Source organism: Variovorax sp. GW821-FHT10D07 (assembly GCF_059415325.1).
The window spans coordinates 1,028,030-1,044,609 of sequence record NZ_JBWKMZ010000001.1; the positions used below are offsets into that span (position 1 = coordinate 1,028,030).

16 protein-coding genes are annotated in these 16,580 nt (G+C 70.5%); 5 read left to right on the plus strand and 11 right to left on the minus strand.

Translation table 11 applies throughout. From position 1 onward, the window contains the following. Positions 1-56: 56 nt before the first annotated feature. From AC07PU_RS04620 to AC07PU_RS04660, 9 genes are all read right to left on the minus strand, one after another. Entirely contained in the window at positions 57-1,598 is a 1,542-nt protein-coding gene (locus AC07PU_RS04620; RefSeq protein WP_495315619.1) for an amidase, read from the minus strand. A gap of 64 nt (positions 1,599-1,662) precedes the next feature. Continuing rightward, a complete protein-coding gene (locus AC07PU_RS04625; protein ID WP_495315621.1) occupies positions 1,663-2,355 on the minus strand; it encodes an ATP-binding cassette domain-containing protein in 693 nt (230 codons plus the stop codon). Beyond that, positions 2,349-3,119 carry an urea ABC transporter ATP-binding protein UrtD gene (gene urtD / locus AC07PU_RS04630; protein WP_495315623.1) on the minus strand — a complete coding sequence of 257 codons (771 nt, stop codon included), beginning with the start codon at positions 3,117-3,119 and terminating at the stop codon, positions 2,349-2,351. Before urtD ends, AC07PU_RS04625 begins: the two co-directional genes overlap by 7 nt. Further along, positions 3,116-4,231 (minus strand): urea ABC transporter permease subunit UrtC, encoded by a 1,116-nt coding sequence (urtC, locus tag AC07PU_RS04635; RefSeq protein ID WP_203207383.1) that lies wholly within the window; start codon positions 4,229-4,231, stop codon positions 3,116-3,118. The genes urtD and urtC overlap by 4 nt, the downstream gene beginning before the upstream one ends. A 5-nt stretch (positions 4,232-4,236) precedes the next feature. Continuing rightward, positions 4,237-5,130 carry an urea ABC transporter permease subunit UrtB gene (gene urtB, locus AC07PU_RS04640; RefSeq protein WP_057591911.1) on the minus strand — a complete coding sequence of 298 codons (894 nt, stop codon included), beginning with the start codon at positions 5,128-5,130 and terminating at the stop codon, positions 4,237-4,239. 76 nt (positions 5,131-5,206) lie between these two features. Then, complete coding sequence (locus AC07PU_RS04645) at positions 5,207-6,454, minus strand: transporter substrate-binding domain-containing protein (protein ID WP_495315626.1); 1,248 nt, start codon at positions 6,452-6,454, stop codon at positions 5,207-5,209. Between the two features lie 259 nt (positions 6,455-6,713). Beyond that, entirely contained in the window at positions 6,714-7,313 is a 600-nt protein-coding gene (locus AC07PU_RS04650) for an ANTAR domain-containing response regulator (protein WP_208510227.1), read from the minus strand. Between the two features lie 16 nt (positions 7,314-7,329). Next, positions 7,330-8,475, minus strand: coding sequence for a transporter substrate-binding domain-containing protein (locus AC07PU_RS04655; RefSeq protein WP_495315629.1), 1,146 nt, complete (start codon positions 8,473-8,475; stop codon positions 7,330-7,332). Between the two features lie 153 nt (positions 8,476-8,628). Then, positions 8,629-9,882 carry a cation:proton antiporter gene (locus AC07PU_RS04660; protein ID WP_495315631.1) on the minus strand — a complete coding sequence of 418 codons (1,254 nt, stop codon included), beginning with the start codon at positions 9,880-9,882 and terminating at the stop codon, positions 8,629-8,631. A gap of 84 nt (positions 9,883-9,966) precedes the next feature. Here AC07PU_RS04660 and AC07PU_RS04665 point away from each other — a divergent pair, with 84 nt between their 5' ends. The 5 genes from AC07PU_RS04665 to AC07PU_RS04685 all read left to right on the plus strand — a co-directional run bounded on the left by AC07PU_RS04665 (position 9,967) and on the right by AC07PU_RS04685 (position 14,859). Then, positions 9,967-10,890 (plus strand): LysR family transcriptional regulator, encoded by a 924-nt coding sequence (locus AC07PU_RS04665; RefSeq protein WP_495315633.1) that lies wholly within the window; start codon positions 9,967-9,969, stop codon positions 10,888-10,890. A 151-nt stretch (positions 10,891-11,041) separates the two neighbouring features. Then, complete coding sequence (locus AC07PU_RS04670; protein ID WP_495315635.1) at positions 11,042-11,998, plus strand: tripartite tricarboxylate transporter substrate binding protein; 957 nt, start codon at positions 11,042-11,044, stop codon at positions 11,996-11,998. Positions 11,999-12,006: 8 nt separating this feature from the next. Then, positions 12,007-12,783: an alpha/beta fold hydrolase gene (locus AC07PU_RS04675; protein ID WP_495315637.1), complete on the plus strand. Its 777-nt coding sequence runs from the start codon at positions 12,007-12,009 to the stop codon at positions 12,781-12,783. 61 nt (positions 12,784-12,844) lie between these two features. Beyond that, entirely contained in the window at positions 12,845-14,467 is a 1,623-nt protein-coding gene (locus AC07PU_RS04680; RefSeq protein WP_495315639.1) for an FAD-dependent monooxygenase, read from the plus strand. Beyond that, a complete protein-coding gene (locus tag AC07PU_RS04685) occupies positions 14,464-14,859 on the plus strand; it encodes a VOC family protein (protein WP_495315641.1) in 396 nt (131 codons plus the stop codon). Before AC07PU_RS04680 ends, AC07PU_RS04685 begins: the two co-directional genes overlap by 4 nt. Before the next feature lie 39 nt (positions 14,860-14,898). Here AC07PU_RS04685 and AC07PU_RS04690 read toward each other — a convergent pair whose 3' ends face one another. Continuing rightward, positions 14,899-15,699: an aminoglycoside phosphotransferase family protein gene (locus AC07PU_RS04690; RefSeq protein ID WP_495315643.1), complete on the minus strand. Its 801-nt coding sequence runs from the start codon at positions 15,697-15,699 to the stop codon at positions 14,899-14,901. A gap of 4 nt (positions 15,700-15,703) precedes the next feature. Then, a complete protein-coding gene (locus AC07PU_RS04695; protein WP_495315645.1) occupies positions 15,704-16,507 on the minus strand; it encodes a GntR family transcriptional regulator in 804 nt (267 codons plus the stop codon). Between the last annotated feature and the right edge of the window lie 73 nt (positions 16,508-16,580).

A 16,580-nucleotide genomic window follows, 5' to 3' on the forward strand; every position in this document is an offset into this window, starting at 1 on the left:
GAGCAGAGCTATACATCGCCCGGGAAAGTACGGAGACGCCGCTCCGTACGCTGCGCTCAGGCGGCCGCGAGCCGCGGCGCCTTGCGATGCCGCGTCGCCGTCTCGTAGTCGTGCGCCAGCGCGAGCAGGGTTGCCTCGCTCCACAGCGGCCCGACGAACAGCAGGCCGAAGGGCGCGCCCGAGGCGTAGTAGCCCGCGGGCACCGTCACGGCCGGCAGGCCCGCGATGTTGAGCTCGCCCACCGTGGTCTCCTGGATCGTGCCGCCGCGCGTGACCGGCAGCTCCTCGCGCATCTGCGGGAACACCAGTGCATCGAGCCGCTCGCGCGCGAACACCGCGTCGACGATGCGCAGGTAGGCCTCCTTGAGCGCGATGAAGTCCGACAGGTCGGGCGGCGTGCCCGGCGACTTGAGCGCGGCCGCGAACTGCGGCAGGTTGTGCAGGTAGCTCAGCACGCCGCCGGGCGCGAAGGCCGATTCCTTCTCGGTCGCCTTCGCGAAATCGGCGAAGGACTTGAGCGCCGCGTCGGGGCCCAGCCGCTCGAGGTACTTCTGCAGGTCGTAGGGCACCGACTCCATGCCGCGCGCATCGAAGTTCGTGAGCGGCAGCGTGGGCTGGCGCAGCTGCGCGAAGCCGGTGTCGGCGAAGGGATCGTCGACCAGCACCGCGCCGCGCTGCACGAGTTCCTTCGCGGCGCGCGCATAGAGTTCGCTCGCCTCGGCCGACAGCGGCTGGGCGCGCCAGCCCGGGCCGTACAGGCCGATGCGCGCGCCCGCGAGGTTGCGGCTGCCGAACTGCGCGGTGTAGCCGCCCACGGGCTTCTTGCCGACGCCGGCCAAGGTCTTCGGATCTTCCGGCGAGTAGCCCGCGAGCACGTCGAGGCACAGCGCCGCGTCCTTCACGGTACGCGCGATCGGGCCCACCACGTCGCGGTTGCCCGACAGCGGCATCACGCCCGCATTGGGCACCAGGCCGATGGTGGGCTTGATGCCGACCAGGTCCTGCGCCGAGGCCGGGTTCTGGATCGAGCCGCCGGTCTCCTCGGCCAGGCCCAGCACGGCCATGCTGGCGCCGACCGCGGTGGCCGTGCCCGCGCTGCTGCCGCCGGGCACGCGATCGGGCAGCGCCACGTTGAGCGTGGGGCCGGCCCAGCTGTCGTCGGCATGGGTGCCGGTGTGGCTCAGCACCGGCACGTTGGTCTTGCCGAGGATGACGGCGCCGGCCGCGCGCATGCGCGCCACCACGGGGGCGTCGGTGGCGGGCATCAGGTCGACGCCGCCGCTCTTGCCGTGCAGCAGCGACCAGCCGGCCGTGGTCGGGAAGCCGACCATGTCCATCGGGTCCTTGACGACCACGGGCACGCCCGCGAGCGGGCCGAGCGCCTCGCCGGCCGCGCGCCGGCGGTCGATGGCGCGCGCATCGTCGATGGCCTCGTCGTTGAGGAAGATGATGGCGTTGTAACGCCCGTTCCAGGTCTCGATCTGCGCGAGGCAGGCGCGCGCGAGCGACTCGGCCGTGAAACTGCCGTTGCGAAAGCCTTCCTGCACGGTGTCGACGGTCAGCGTGGCGAGGTCGATGGCGGGGGGGGTCTGGCTCATGGCGAAGAAACTCCTCGTGAATGCGGTGAATGAAGAGAGAAAGAAGAAAAAAAATGGGGGGAAGTCAGAAGGTCATGTGGCGATCGATGATCTCGTCGCTCAGCTGCTCGATGGGACCGCTCTCGACGATGGTTCCCTTCTCGAACATGGCGAAGCCGCTGGCCACGCGGCGCACGAAGTCGATGTTCTGCTCGACCAGCACCATCGTCAGGCCGAGCTCGCGGTTCATGCGCGCGATCGCGGCCTCGATCTCCTGCACCACCGAGGGCTGGATGCCCTCGTTGGGCTCGTCGAGCAGCATCACGCTGGGCTGCGCCGCGAGGGCGCGCGCCAGCGCGAGCTGCTGCTGCTGGCCGCCCGACAGCACGCCGCCGGGCCGGTCGAGGTTGGCCGCCAGGTACGGGAACAGCTCGAGCGCCAGCGGCGGGATCGCGCGCGGCCCGCGGCCCGAGAAGGCACCCATCAGGATGTTCTGGCGCACGCTGAAGTCCGGGATGATCTCGCGCCCCTGCGGCACGTAGGCGATGCCGCCGCGCGCGCGCAGGTGCGTGGGCAGCCCGTCGATGCGCAGGCCGTCGAGTTCGATGCGGCCCGTGGCGCGCACCATGCTGCCCATCAGGGTGCGCAGCAGCGTGGTCTTGCCCATGCCGTTGCGCCCGAGGATGGCGGTGATCTTCCCCTTCGGGATGGCGAGGCTCACGTCCTGCAGCGCGTGGCTGCGGCCGTAGTAGCTGTCGACGTTGGCGAGTGTCAGCATGTTGATGCAGTGGTGTGGGAAATGGCGTGGGATCCCAGGTAGGCCTGCCGCACGCGCGCATCGCGTTCGATCTCGGCGACGCTGCCCTCGGCCAGCACGCGGCCCAGGTGCAGCACGGTGATGCGCTCGGCGATGTCGCGCACGAAGGCCATGTCGTGCTCCACCACCAGGATGGTGTGGCGCCCGCGCAGGCTCTTGAGGATCTGCGCGGTCTTGCGCGTCTCGCCGGCCGTCATGCCGGCCGTGGGTTCATCGAGCAGGATCACCTTCGGCTGCTGCGCGATCAGCAGGCCCAGCTCCAGCCACTGCGTCTGGCCGTGGCTCAGGTCGCCGGCCTGTTGCTGCTGCACCTCCTCCAGGCCGGCCAGCGCCAGGATCTCGTCGACGCGGCGGTCGGTCTCGCGCCCGAAGCCCCAGCGCAGGTTGCGCAGGATCGAGGGCTCGCGGCTCGCGGCCACGCAGAGGTTGTGGCGCACCGTGAGCTCGCGGAACACGCTCGGGATCTGGAACTTGCGGCCGATGCCCGCGCGCGCGATCCGGTACTCGGGCCAGTTCGTGAGGTCGCGCCCGTACAGCTCGACCCGGCCCTCGGTGCTGCGCGTCTTGCCCGAGATCAGGTCCATCAACGTGGTCTTGCCGGCGCCGTTGGCGCCCAGCAGCACGCGCAGCTCGCCCTCGGCCACGCGCAGCGACACGCCGTCCACCGCCTTGAAGCCGCCGAAGCTCACGCCCAGCGCATGCAGTTCGAGTGCGATGTCGCTCATGGCGCACCTCCGCCAGCACGGCGCTGGCCGATGCGCTCGAGCAGCTCGTGCGCCCAGCCCGCCATGCCCTTGGGCAGGTACAGCACCACCAGCACGAAGGTCAGCCCCACGATCACGCGCCAGGCTTCGACCAGCGACTGGGTCTCGCTCGCCGTGGCCTCGAGCATGTTGATCAGGATCGCGCCGATGCACGCGCCCAGCAGCGAGGCGCGCCCGCCCACCGCGGCCCACACCACCATGGTGATCGAGAAGCTCAGGTCCATGAAGGTGGGCGAGGCGAACTCGGCCACCACCACGTAGAGCATCCCGGCCACCGCGGCGATGGCCGCCGACAGCGCGAAGAAGAAGGTCTGGTAGTGCGCCACGTCGAAACCCAGGTAGCGCGCGCGCTGCGGATCGCCCGAGGTGGCGCGCAGGATCACGCCGGCGCGCGTGGCGAGCAACGCGCGCGCGCCGACCAGCACCACGGCGAGCACGCCCGCGACCAGGTAGTAGGTCGACACGCCGTAGGGATCGAGCTCGTGCCCCGCGATGCGCAGCCAGGCCAGGTCCGACAGCCCGTTGAAGCCGTTGGTGATCGGCTGCGCGTCGACCAGCAGCAGGCGCACCAGCAGCACCAGGGCCAGCGTGACGATCGAGACGAACACGCCCGCGATGCGCTTGCGGAACAGCAGCGCGCCGAGCACGAAGGCCACCAGCGCCGGCAGCAGCAGGCCCATGGCGAGGCCGAACCCCTGCGACTGGAACGGCTGCCACAGGAAGGCGCCCGGGTTGATGCAGCACAGGTCGACGGTGGCACCGGGCTGCGCGTTCGACAGCATGAAGTCCGGCACCGGGTTGGCACCGCCATGCTGCAGGCTGGTGGGGCTGGCCATCTTCAGCGACATGGCGAGCATGTAGGCGCCGAGGCCGAAGAACAGCCCCTGCCCCAGGTTCAGGATGCCGGCATAGCCCCAGCTCATGGCGACGGCGATGCCGAGCATGCCGAACACCAGGTACTTGGCGAGCCGGTTGAGCCAGAAGCCGTCGAGCACCAGCGGTGCCAGCGCGACCAGGGCCAGGAAGAGTGCGTAGGCGGCGAAGGTCGCGCGCCGGTCCAGAGGAGTGCCCATGCCGCTCACCGCCCCTTGAACGAGAAGAGGCCCTGCGGCCGCACCACGATCAGCAGGATCACCAGGCCGAACACCACCGCGCGCGCAAGGATGTCGTTGCTGACCGCCGCCACCACGCCCGTGACCTCGCCGAGGCCGATCGAGGTGACGACCGCGCCGAGCAGGCTGCCGACGCCGCCCGAGACCACCACCAGGAAGCTGTCGACCACGAGTGCCGTGCCCATGTCGGGCGAGACGGTCTTGAAGCCCGCCACCAGCACGCCGGTGATGCCGGCCAGGCCGGCGCCGAAGGCGAAGGTCCAGGCGTTGACGCGCTGCACGTCGATGCCGCAGGCCGCGGCCATGCGCGGGTTGCGGATGATGGCACGCACCTGCATGCCGATGCGCGTGCGGTAGAGCAGCAGCCAGGTCGCGAAGGTCAGCACCACGGTGCAGGCCACGATGAAGGCGCGGTAGGCATTGATCGGCGTGTCGCCGACCATCACCGCGCCCTGCAGCACGGCGGGGATCGGCATGTTCTGCAGCCCCGGCCCCAACCCTTCGATGTGGATGCCGAAGAAGGCCAGGCCGCCTTCGAGCCGCACCGCCTGCTGCACCAGGATCGCCACGCCCCAGGTGGCGAGCAGCGTGTCGCCGAGCCGGCCGTAGAGGCGCCGCACCACGCAGCGTTCGATCAGCAGGCCCAGCGCGGCCGCGACCACGAAGGCGATCGGGATCGCGGCGAACAGCCCGAGCCCGAGCCAGATCTGCGCCAGCACCGCGGCATAGGCGCCGACCATGATCATCTCGCCGTGCGCCATGTTCACCACGCCCATCGCGCCGTAGATGATGACCAGGCCGAGCGCGGCCAGCAGAAGAATCGAGCCCATGCTGAGCCCGATCAGGAGTACGTCCAACATCGGAAGTCTTTCTCTTGAGGGTGAGTGCGGGCGCGGCGGTTGCCGCCGCGCCCGCGGCCGGCTGTTCAGGCCTTTTTCAGGCCTTCACCGGCGCGGCGCCGTTGCGCTTGCAGATCAAGTTTGCGTCGGTCTCGCCGTAGGCGAAGTACGGCAGCGGCCGCACCGGCTGCGGGCTGGCGTCGACCACCTTGCTCTGGCCGTCGGCCTGCCACTGGCCGATGCGCGGCGTGACCCAGGCATGCAGGCTCTCGGGATCGATGCGCACCTTGCCGCCGGGCGCGTCGTAGCTCTGGCCGCCGATGTTGGCGCGGATGGCGTCGGCCGTGGTGGCCTTGCCGGCCTCCACCGCCTGCTTCCAGAGGAAGACCTGGAAGTAGGCGGCCTCGAGCGAGTGGTAGGTCACGGCCTTGGGGTCGTTGACGAACTTGCGGTAGCGCTCGATGAAGGACTTGTTGGCCGGCGTGTCGATCGACATGAAGTACGGCACCGAGGTGTAGCTGCCGGCCGCGTACTCGCCGCCCATGGCCGCGATCTCGATCTCGCTGATCACGGTGGCGCAGATCGGCACCGCGGCCTGCGACATGCCCTGGTTCTTGTACTCGCGGTAGAAGGCCACGAGCGAATCGCCCACCACATGCGAGAGCACCACGTCGGCGCCCGACTCCTTGATCTTGCGCACCACCGAGGCCCACTCCGAATGGCCGAGCTCGAGGTACTCGTCGGCCACCCACTTGGCGCCCGACTGCTCGATCAGCTTCTTGCTGACCTTCGACATCTCGCGCGGATAGACGTAGTTGGAGCCGACGATGAAGAACTTCTTCTTGCCGAGCTTCTCGACGATCCACGGCACGTAGTTGGCCAGCTGCTGGTTGGCGACCGCGCCGCTGTAGACCACGTTCTTCGAGCACTCGAAGCCCTCGTAGTGCGTTTGATAGAACAGCATCGCGTTGCGGCGCTCGAACACCGGCAGCACCGCCTTGCGGCTGGCCGAGGTGTGGCAGCCGAACACGGTCTCGATGCGGTCGCGCGTGATCAGCTTCGAGGCCTTCTCGTTGAAGGTCTTCGGGTCGGAGGCGCCGTCCTCGAGCACCACCTCGACCTGGCGGCCCATCACGCCGCCCGCGGCATTGATCTCGGCCACGGCCATGCGCACGCCGTTGGCGAGCATCTTCTCGACGATCGAGAGACCACCGGTCTGCGAATAGAGCGCGCCGACCTTGATGGTGTCGGCCGCGTAGGCGCTGCGCATCAGCGCGGGCGACGCGAGGGCGGCCGCGGAAGCAGCCGAGGAAGCGAGGAAGTGGCGACGGTTGGTTGTCAACATGATGGGACCTCAGGACGTGACGCAGCGACCATGCGCTGACGAATGGTTGAAGAGCTCGATGGGTGGAACCAGCCGACAGCACTGTCGGGCGCAGGCGAAAAAAAACCCACAACGCGGTGGGGACCGCGGCGTGGGCTTCATTGCCAGGTGGACCGGAGAACACACATGGTTCCCGGTGCCGGCTGCATCGGCGCCTGACGAATCAAGGGGATGCAACCACCGAGCCGGAGGACCGACTCGATGCAGTCATGCTAGCGAGTTAGGGCGCCGGGTGCAACAGGGTTTCCATGTTGATGATCGAACTCGCGATCTGTTCCATCGACAGCCGCTTGGCCATCGCCTGCGCGCGGATCGCCTGGTAGGCCTCGCCCTCGCTGATGCCCTTGGAGGCCATGAGGATCGTCTTCGCGCGGCTCATGGCCTGGTCGCTCGTGATCTTGCGGCGCAGCTTGCGGTTCTCCTTGAGCATCGCCTGGCGCTCGGCCCACAGGCTGCGCGCGGTCACCAGATGCGCGAGCAGGCCGAAGGGCTTGATCGGCTTCTGCACCACCGCGAAGGCCGCGCTCTCGAGCACCAGCTGCAGGGTGGTCGGGTCCTCGTAGTTGACGATCGCGATCACCGTCGGCTCGGGCCGCGGCATCGACTTGAGCAGGGCTTCGGTGGCCTGGCGCGACTCGCCCTCCACCAGCAGGAACAGCACGTCGACGTTGGGCGGCACGGTGGCCGGCATGGGCCAGGCCATGCTGACCATGCAGCCCACGCGGCGCAGATGGCTGACGAGGGCGTCGCCCTCCTCGTCCGGCGGATGGACGACGACGATCTTGAGCTCGGGCAGTTCGCGCAGCAGCGAAATGGTCATGGCGCCTCCGCTTCCCTCAGGCCGGCCGTCCCGCGAGCGGATCGAACCGGTTCTCGTACATGTAGGGATCGGGCTTCACGCGCAGGCCCGGATCGTCCACCACCTGGAACGTGCCCTGCGCATCGACGCGCGCCACGCGCGGCCAGAGGTAGGTGTGGTGGTTCTCCTGGTCGATGCGCACCCGGCCCTGCGGCGCATCGAACTCGTGCTCGTGCAGGTGCGGCAGCATCGCCTCGAGCCGGTCGCTGCCCGCGCGTTCCAGCGTCTGCGCATAGAGCATCACCTGGAAGTAGGCCGACTCCGCGCAGGCCGTGATCGGCAGGCCGGTGCCGAAGCGCTTGCGCCAGGCCGCGACGAACCGGAGGTTGACCGGCGTCTGCAGGGTCGAGAAGTACGGCGCCGCCGTGATGCTGCCCGCGGCCGCGCGTGCCGACATCTGCGCGATCTCGGCCTCCTGCGTCGACTGGCTCGCGATCGGATGCGTCTGCTGGTCGAAGCCCGCCTCGCCGTAGGCCTCGTAGAAGCGCGCGATGCCGTCGCCGACCACGGTCGAGTAGACGACGTCGGGCTGCGCGGCCTCGATGCGCCGGATCACCTTGGGCATGTCGATGTCGGCCACGCGCAGCGGCACGTACATCTCGTCGAGCACCTCGCCGCCGGCCTGGCGGAACAGGTCCGCGATGATCCGGTTGGACTCGTAAGGGTAGACGTAGTCCGAGCCGATCAGGAACAGCCGCTTGCCGAAATGGCTCGTGAGGTAGCGCACCAGCTGCACCGAGTTCTGGTTCGGCGCCGCGCCCGTGTAGACGCAGTTCGGCGAGTACTCGAAGCCCTCGTAGAGCGTGGGATAGAACAGCAGCGCGCGATGCGCCTCGACCACCGGCAGCACCGCCTTGCGCGTGCTCGACATGTAGCAGCCGAAGATCACCGCCACGCCCGCCTGGTCGCACAGCTGCTTGGCCAGCTCGCGGTAGCGCGGCGGCCGCGAGGCCGGGTCGAGCACCACCGGCTCGATCGGGCGCCCGAGCACCCCGCCGCTCGCGTTGACCTCCTCGATCGCGAGCAGGGTCGCGGCCTGCTGCGTGCGCTCGACGGCCGCGGTCACGCCCGTCGATGAGAAAAGCACCCCGACTCGCCAGGGTTGTGGTTTGGATCCGGTCACGTCTGGACTCCCAATGAAAAAAGCCCCCAGCAGCCTTCAAGGCCGCTGGGAGCTTCACTGCTCCATGTCAATGTCGAGGCCTTGCGGCGTCGTCCGCGCTACTGTAGCAGTCCCGCGTGCACGGCAGGCAAGTCTTTTCGGAAGCCCCGCGCTTCAGTGGGAGGCCGAGCGGCCGTTGGCGTTCTCCATCGGCACCACGCGCCGCACGATCCAGCGGAAGGCCGGCCCGGTCAGCAAGGTCGACAGCACCGCGAGCGTGACCAGCGCCGCGAAGGCATGTTCCGACAGCAAGCCCTTGTCGCGCAGGATCGTCGCGGCCACGATCTCCATCAGCCCCTTGCATTGCAGCAGCGTGCCCACCGCGAGCGCCTCGCGCCGCGACAGCCATTGGGCCGGCGAGCACGCCAGCACCGCCACCAGCTTGGCCCCCACCGCCAGCACCAGCAGCGTGACCGAGGCCTGCAGCGAGGCCCAGCCCAGCACGCTGCCGTCGATCTTGAGCCCGCTGTGGCCGAAGAAAACCGGCGCCAGGCCAATCAGCGCGAACTGGCCCAGCCGCTCCACCGGCAGCCGCCGGGACCAGGCCGCCGGCACGATCGCGCCCGCGAAATAGGCACCGAGCAGCTCGTGCAGGCCCAGCTGCGAGCTCGACCAGGCACCGGCCGCGAGGAACAGCGGCATCGCGAGCCAGATCGCCCAGGCCGGTGGTTCGCGCGTCGCCTTGCGCGCGACGGCGGCAATGCCCGCGAGCGTCGCGGCCAGCGCGATCGCGGCGGCCGGCTTGACCCAGGAGCCCGCGAGCAGCGCCTGCCCTTCGGCCGCGAGCAGCAGCAGCGCCAGGCCGATCCAGAGCACCGCGTCGTCGAGCACCGCGATGCGCAGCGCGATGCGCGTCAGCGGCCGGTGCAGCGGCCCGAGCTCGCGCACGATGCCGATCAGCACCGGCAGCGCACTCACGGCGAGGCACAGGCCGATCGCCAGCGCGCCCCACCACTGCCCGCCATGCGGCGCACTCCAGCCCGGCAGGTGGTTGAACCAGAGCTTGGCGGCCAGCGTGCCCACCGCGAACGGCAACAGCAGCGCCATCACCGCGCTGGCGACGAAGCGCAACGTCTCGCCGGGCCGCGCCGGCGGCAGGTCGGTCGCGCCCGGCAGGTGCACCGTCTGCCGCGTTTCGAGCCCCGCGGTGAAGGCCAGCAGCAGCACGCCGATCCAGCCGATGAAGTCGCCGCCCGCCGACGGAATGCCCGCGGCCTTGGGCAGCACGCCAGTGGCCGCGAGCAGCAGGCCGATGATGATCGGCAGCACCGCGATCGGCACCGAGCGGCCGAGGGCGCGCCAGATGGCCCAGGACAGGCCCATGAAGAGGATCAGGTCGGCGAAGGTCGAGAGCAGGCTGGGGAGCATGGGGTGGATGCTACCGTGGCCCCGTGTCGCGGAAGCGATGCCGAGGCGTCGCGGCTCCCGCCCCCCGCTGGCTACGATAGCGCGATGGACCTCAGGCAACTCCGCTATTTCGTCGCGCTCGCGACCCAGCAGCACTACGGCAAGGCGGCGGGCATCCTGCACGTGACGCAGCCGGCGCTGAGCCGGCAGATCCGCCTGCTCGAGGAGGAACTGGGCGTCCAGCTGTTCGAGCGCCACGCGCGCGGCGCGGCGCCGACGGACGAAGCGCGGCTGCTGCTCGAGCGGGCGCTGTTCCTGCTGCGCTACGTCGACCAGATCAAGTCCGACCTGCTGGCCCGGCAGCGGGAGCCTCGCGGGCCGGTCGCCATCGGGCTCTCGCCCGGTCTTGCGCAGCAGCTCACGGTGCTGCTGACCAAGGCGGTGCTCCAGTACCTGCCCGAAGTCCGGCTGCGCTTCATCGAGGGCTTTGCGCCGTCGCTGCAGACCATGCTGGCGCAGGGCGAGGTCGACATCGCATTGCTGATCGAGCCCATCGAGCGATCGAACCTGAGCACCCTGCCGCTGCTGAAGGAACAGATCTGCCTGATCGGCCTGCCCGACGACCCCCGGCTGCGCAAGCCGAAGATCCGGATGCGCGACCTGGCCGGCGTGCCGCTGATCATGACCGGGCTCGTGAAGTCGGGCGTGCGGCTCGAGCTCGAGGCGGCCGCCGCGCGCGCCAAGCTCGAGCTGCATCGCGTGGTCGAGGTCGAGACCGCCGAGGTGGCGCGCCGGCTCGTGCTCGACGGCGTCGGGCTCACGGCCCATTTCGCGGCGGCGGTCCAGGAGGACCTGGCGGCGTCGCGGCTGCGCGCCGTTCCGATCGACGGCCTGTTCCTGCATCGCGTGCTCGCGCGCGCCTCGGACCGTCCCGCGTCGCGCGCCACCGAAGGCGTGATGGGCGTGCTGCGCACGGTGATCGAGCGGCACGTGCGCGAAGGCAAGTGGCCGAACGCGCAGCTGTCCTGAGCAGGCCGCGCCGGGCCATGCCGCTTCGTTATGAGGGCGGTCAGAAAATTCACTTGGACCTGCGCCGCGCGCGTCCCTAATCTTGCGCCGTCCGCTGCCGCCACCGCCCACCGGGTGGCGCGCCGGACTTCACAAGAACGGAGACAAGCAGATGGCATGTGATCGAAGAACATTCCTCGGGGCGGCCGCGGCCGCCACCTTCGCGCCGGCGCTGGTGCGGGCGCAAGAGCCGCTTCGCATCGTGGTTCCCTTCTCGGCCGGCAGCGGCACGGACGTGACGGCACGCGTGCTGGGCGATGCGATCGTCAAGAGCAGCGGGCGCACCGTCATCGTCGACAACAAGCCCGGCGCCGGCACCGTGCTCGGCTCGGTCGACGTGGCGCGTTCGCGCCCCGACGGCAACACCGTGCTCTACACCACGGGCGGCTACACCACCAGCGCGGTGCTGATCAAGAAGCTGCCCTTCGACCCGGTCGCGGACCTGCTGCCCATCACGCGGCTGGCGCTGTCCTCGGGCTTCGCGCTGCTGGTCGGCGAGAAGTCGCCGTACCGCTCGCTCGCGGAGTTCGTGGCGGCCGCCAAGGCCAGGCCGGGCCAGTTGAGCTTCGGCTCCTCGGGCGTGGGCAACACCACGCACGTGATGGGCGTGTTCTTCGGCAAGGGCGTGGGCGTGGACCTGCTGCACGTGCCGTTCAAGGGCTCGCCGACCAACGACCTGCTGGCGGGCACGGTCGACTGCGCCTTCCTCGCGCCGTCGACCGCGGGCTCGCAGATCCGCGCGGGCCGCCTGCGCGCGCTCGGGATCTCAGGCGGCCGGCGCTCGGCGCTGCTGCCCGAGGTCGCCACCTTTGCCGAGCAGGGCTTCACGGTCGAGGACATCCCGGCCTGGTCGGGCCTGTTCGGTCCCGGAAAGATGGCGCCCGACGCGGTGCATGCGCTGCACGACACCATCGTCAAGGCGGCGCGCACGCCCGCGCTGATCGCCTACATGCGCGACAACGGCGACGAACCCGACCTGATGCCGCCCGAACCGTTCAGGGCCTACGTCACGGCCGAGATCGGGCGCTACCGCCGGCTGCTGCCGCCACTCGACATCCAGATCGGCTAGGAGCAGCCATGCCCGAATTCATCGACCTCGGCGACGTCCGCACCGCCTTCGAGGTGGCGGGGGAAGGACCGCCGCTGCTGATGCTGCATGGCGCCGAAGGCAGCCGCCGGCAGTTCGCGCGCATCCTGCCGGCGCTGAGCGACCGCTACACCGTGATCCGCTACGACCAACGCGACTGCGGCGACACGTCAGGCCCCGAGCGGACACCGACGCTGATCGATCTCGCCGACGATGCGATGCAACTGCTCGAGGCCCTCGGGCACGCGAGCGCCTTCGTGTTCGGCACCTCGTTCGGCGGCCGGGTTGCGCAGGTCTTCGCGGTGCGCCATGCGAAGGCCGTGCGCCGGCTCGTGCTGGCGAGCACCTGGCCCCTGCCCGTTTCGCTCGCGCAAGCCAATGCCGAGGTCGCGCACGAGATCGCCGTGCTGCGCGCGCAACTGCCCGCGAGCGCCGAACAGCTCGCGGCGCTGTTCTTTCCCGCGCCCTTCCTGGCCGAGCATCCCGCCTTCAGGGCGCATTTCGCCGCGGCACCGGCGCGCTCCGCGCGGTCCGATCGCCGGGCCGCGGTCGTCGGCGACCTGCCCCCGCTCGCGCTGTCGGAGATCGAGCGGCCCACGCTGCTCGTCGCGGGCGAGCTCGATCGCGTGGTGCCGGCCGCGCTCACGTTCTCGCTGGCGCAGCACATCCGCGACACGCGCTCGGTGCTGCTGCCCGGCGTGGGCCACCTGGGCACGGCCCAGGCCCCCGAGGCGCTCGCATTGCATCTGCGCGAGTTCCTGGCGTGAACCCCATTTCCTTTTCCATTTCCCCCGTTCCGCGCCGCAGGGCGCATGGAGTCTTCGTTCGATGATTGATGTACCGGTCCTCGTCGTCGGTGGCGGTCCCGTGGGCCTCACCGCATCCCTGTATCTGTCGCTGTTCGGCATCGAGTCGCTGCTGGTCGAGCGCCATCCGGGCACCGCGATCCTTCCCAAGGCGCGGGCCCTCAATGCCCGCACCATGGAGATGTACCGCCAGATCGATCTGGAGGACGCGATCCGCGCCGTCGCCATGCCCGATCGCTTCGGCGGCACCATCCTCTGGTCCGAGAGCCTGGCCGGCCGCGAGATCAAGCGGCTGCATCCCGGGCGCGGATCGGCGGCCAACCAGGCCTTGTCGATCGCCGGCAACTGCGGCTGCTCGCAGGACATCCTCGAGCCGGTGCTGCGCCATCGGGCCGAGACGGCCGGTCCCGGCAGGCTTCGCTTCGGCACCGCGCTGCGCGAACTGAGTTGCGACGCCGACGGCGTGACCGCCAGCATCGAGGATGCCGAGGGCCGCGGCGAACAGGTGCGCGCGCGCTACCTGATCGCCGCCGACGGCTCGCAGAGCCGCATCCGGCAGCAGCTCGGGATCGGCCGGCGCGGCGAAGCCGATGTCTACGACAGCATCAACATCCACCTGCGTGCCGACCTCACGCCGTGGATCACGGAGCGCCCGGCGGCGCTGTACCTGATCGAGCAGCCGGAATTGCGCGGCACCTTTCTGACGATCAACGGCAGCGACCGCTGGGGCTTCCTGGTCACCTCGCTGTCGCACTACGGCTTCACGCCCGAGCAGTTCACGCCCGCGTTCAGCACCGAGATCGTGCGCCGCGCGGTGGGTGTAGCCGACCTCGCTGTCGAGGTCCTGGGCGTCAGCGCCTGGAGGGCGTCGGCGATGGTGGCCGAGCGCTACCGCGCGGGGCCGGTGTTCCTGGCCGGCGATGCCGCGCACGAGATGCCGCCGACCGGCGGCTTCGGCCTCAACACCGGCGTGCAGGATGCGCAGAACCTCGCATGGAAGCTGGCCGCGGTGCTGCGCGGCGAGGCCGGCGACGCGCTGCTCGACAGCTACGATGCCGAGCGCCGCCCGGTCGGCGAGGCCGTCACCCACACCAGCCTGCTGAACGCGCTGTCGATGGGGCGCACGGCGCGGCAGACCGAGGCCGTGCTGCCGCGCAAGGAGTTCCTCAACGAGATCGGCCTGGTGTTCGGCGCGCGCTACGCATCGCGCGCGGTCGTGTCGCAGGAAGAGCCCGCGCCCGTCGCGGACGCGATCGAGGCCTATGTGCCGAGCGCCGCGCCCGGCTGCCGCGCGCCCCATGTCGCGCTGCGCAAGGGTTCGCGGAAGCTCTCGACCACCGACCTGCTGGGCCGCGGCTTCGTGCTGCTCACCGCGCCCGCGGGCTCGGCCTGGCGGGCCGCCGCGGACCGGCTCGAGGGGCCCAGTGTCGCCACTGCCGTCATCGGCGACGAGATCCGCGAGGAGGACGGTGGCGACTGGCTCGCGGCCTATGGCCTGCGCGAAGACGGCGCGGTCCTCGTGCGGCCCGACGGCCATGTGACCTGGCGCTCGCCATCGGGCGCCGACGACCCGCGCGCCGCGCTGCAGGAGGTCATGAACGCCATCCTGTGCCGCGGCGCGGCGGCGCCCGGGAGCGCCGCATGAGCATGGAAGTCAGCGCCATCCATCACTTCACGGTCGGCTGCGCGGTCGAGGACCTGCCCGCGCTGCACGACTTCTACGTGGGCACGCTGGGGCTGAAGGAGGGGCACCGCCCCGCGCTGCGTCATCCGGGCTACTGGCTGTATGCCGACGGGCACGCGATCGTGCATCTCAACGCGCTGCGGACGGTGTCGCCGGCGCGGGAGTGCGGCCCCTTCGATCACGTGGCCCTGAAGGCGCGCGGCCTCGAAGCCACGCGGCAGGCGCTGCGCGCGGCAAAGGTGCCCTTCATCGAAACGCCGTTGACCGGGACCTCGCTGCACCAGGTCTTCCTCAGCGATCCGCTCGGGCTCAAGGTCGAGCTGAATTTCGACCTGGATCTCGAGGCCGGGTAGCGGGCACCGCCCTCTTCGGCGGCCCCGGCCGAAGGCGCCTCAATGCGCGATGCCGAGCGCCGCGGCCGCTTGCCTGGCGACCTCGAGCGTGCCGCCGGGCTCGTCGCCGTCCTCGATCATCCAGACCGACGACAGGCCGGCCCAGGCGAGCACCCATTGCAGCAGGCGCTCGCGCTCGATGTCCGCGGCCTTGGCCACGATGGCCAGCCGCCGCTCGAAACGGCCCGGCGCGAGCGCGGTCGCGTCGTCGGGGTTGCAGAAGATGTTCGCGACATCGAAGCCGCGCTCGCCGACCAGCCCCTTGGGATCGATCGCGAGCCAGCCCTCGGCGCCGAAGTCGAGCACGTTGCCGTGGTGGATGTCGCCATGCAGCACGCTGGCCTCGCGCGGCGCGGCCAGCAACGCCCGCGCGGTGCGCGCCGATGCACCGAGCACGCCCGCGTGGCCGGCGCCTTCAGCGCACAGCGAGGCGAACCAGCGCGTCAGCGGGACCAGCGGCGGCAGCGGCTTGTCGCGCGGGGCGTGCAGGCGCGTCGCGACCTCACAGAGGATGCGCGTCGCCTCGTCGTCCTGCCCGTCCCTGGCCATCCGCGCCAGCGACGCCGTGCCCTGGGCGCGCGCCATCAGCAGCGCTTCGCCGGCCTGCGCCAGCACGGCCGCCGCGCCCTGACCGTCCCACCAGGCCATCAGCGCCGCACCGGCCATCTCCTCGGGCTGGTGCGAGAGCTTGAGCATGGCCGGCAGGCCGCGTGCGCGGACCGGCAACAGATGGCCGCTCAACGAGGAGAAGGGTTCGCCGTCGGGGACCAGGTCCCAGCGCTGCAGGTAGGGTTCGAACATGGGCTCAGCCCGGCGGCAGCTCCAGGTCATGCACGATCTGCCCCGCCCCCATCGTGTTCACCGCCTCCGCCGGCACCTCCATCAGCACGCGGCTGCGCTCGCCCGTGAAATGGATGGTGATGTACTGCACCGGCCGCTTGCGCCGGTCGTGCAGCAGGCGCACCAGCCGCACCAGCGGCGCGCCGAGGTCCACGCGCAGAAGGCCCGCGAGCACCGGGTCGGCCGCGACGGCGGTCACTTCCTGGATCACGCGGCCGAACTTGATGCCCTCGGCCATCAGGATCTCGAACAGCGCGCGCTTCTGCAACTCGGAGGCGGTCACGTGCCGGCCGACTTCCTGCGGCACCCAGGCATCGGTGACCATCATCGGCGTGCCATGCGCCGAACGCAGGCGCACCGCGTGAACGGCGACCGCGCCCGCCTCCAGCTGCAGCTGCTGCGCCACCGTCGGCGGCGCGAGGGCCGTCTCGACCTTGAGCACGGTCACCTCGGTCTCGCGCGCCTGCCGGCCCAGCGACTCGATCAGGCCGAACGAAGGCTGCGGGCGCTGCGCGCGCGGCACGGCGCGCACGAAGGTGCCGCGGCCCGGCCGCTTCTCGACCAGTCCCAGGTGCTCCAGGTCCGACACCGCGCGCCGCACGGTGATGCGCGAGACGTCGAACTGGGCGCACAGCGCGTCCTCGGCCGGAATCAGCTCGCCCACGCGGTAGGCGCCCTGGGCGATCTGGTCGCGCAGCACCATGAAGAGCTGCCGGTGCAGCGCGGTGCCGGGTTCGCGGCGCAGTTGGGAAGGGTTCGGTGTGTCCATGGAGAGCATTGCTTCGGCGGCGCGGGCCGCCCGCGCGTTCGGCCGATTGTGCCCGCCCATTCAGGCATACCCT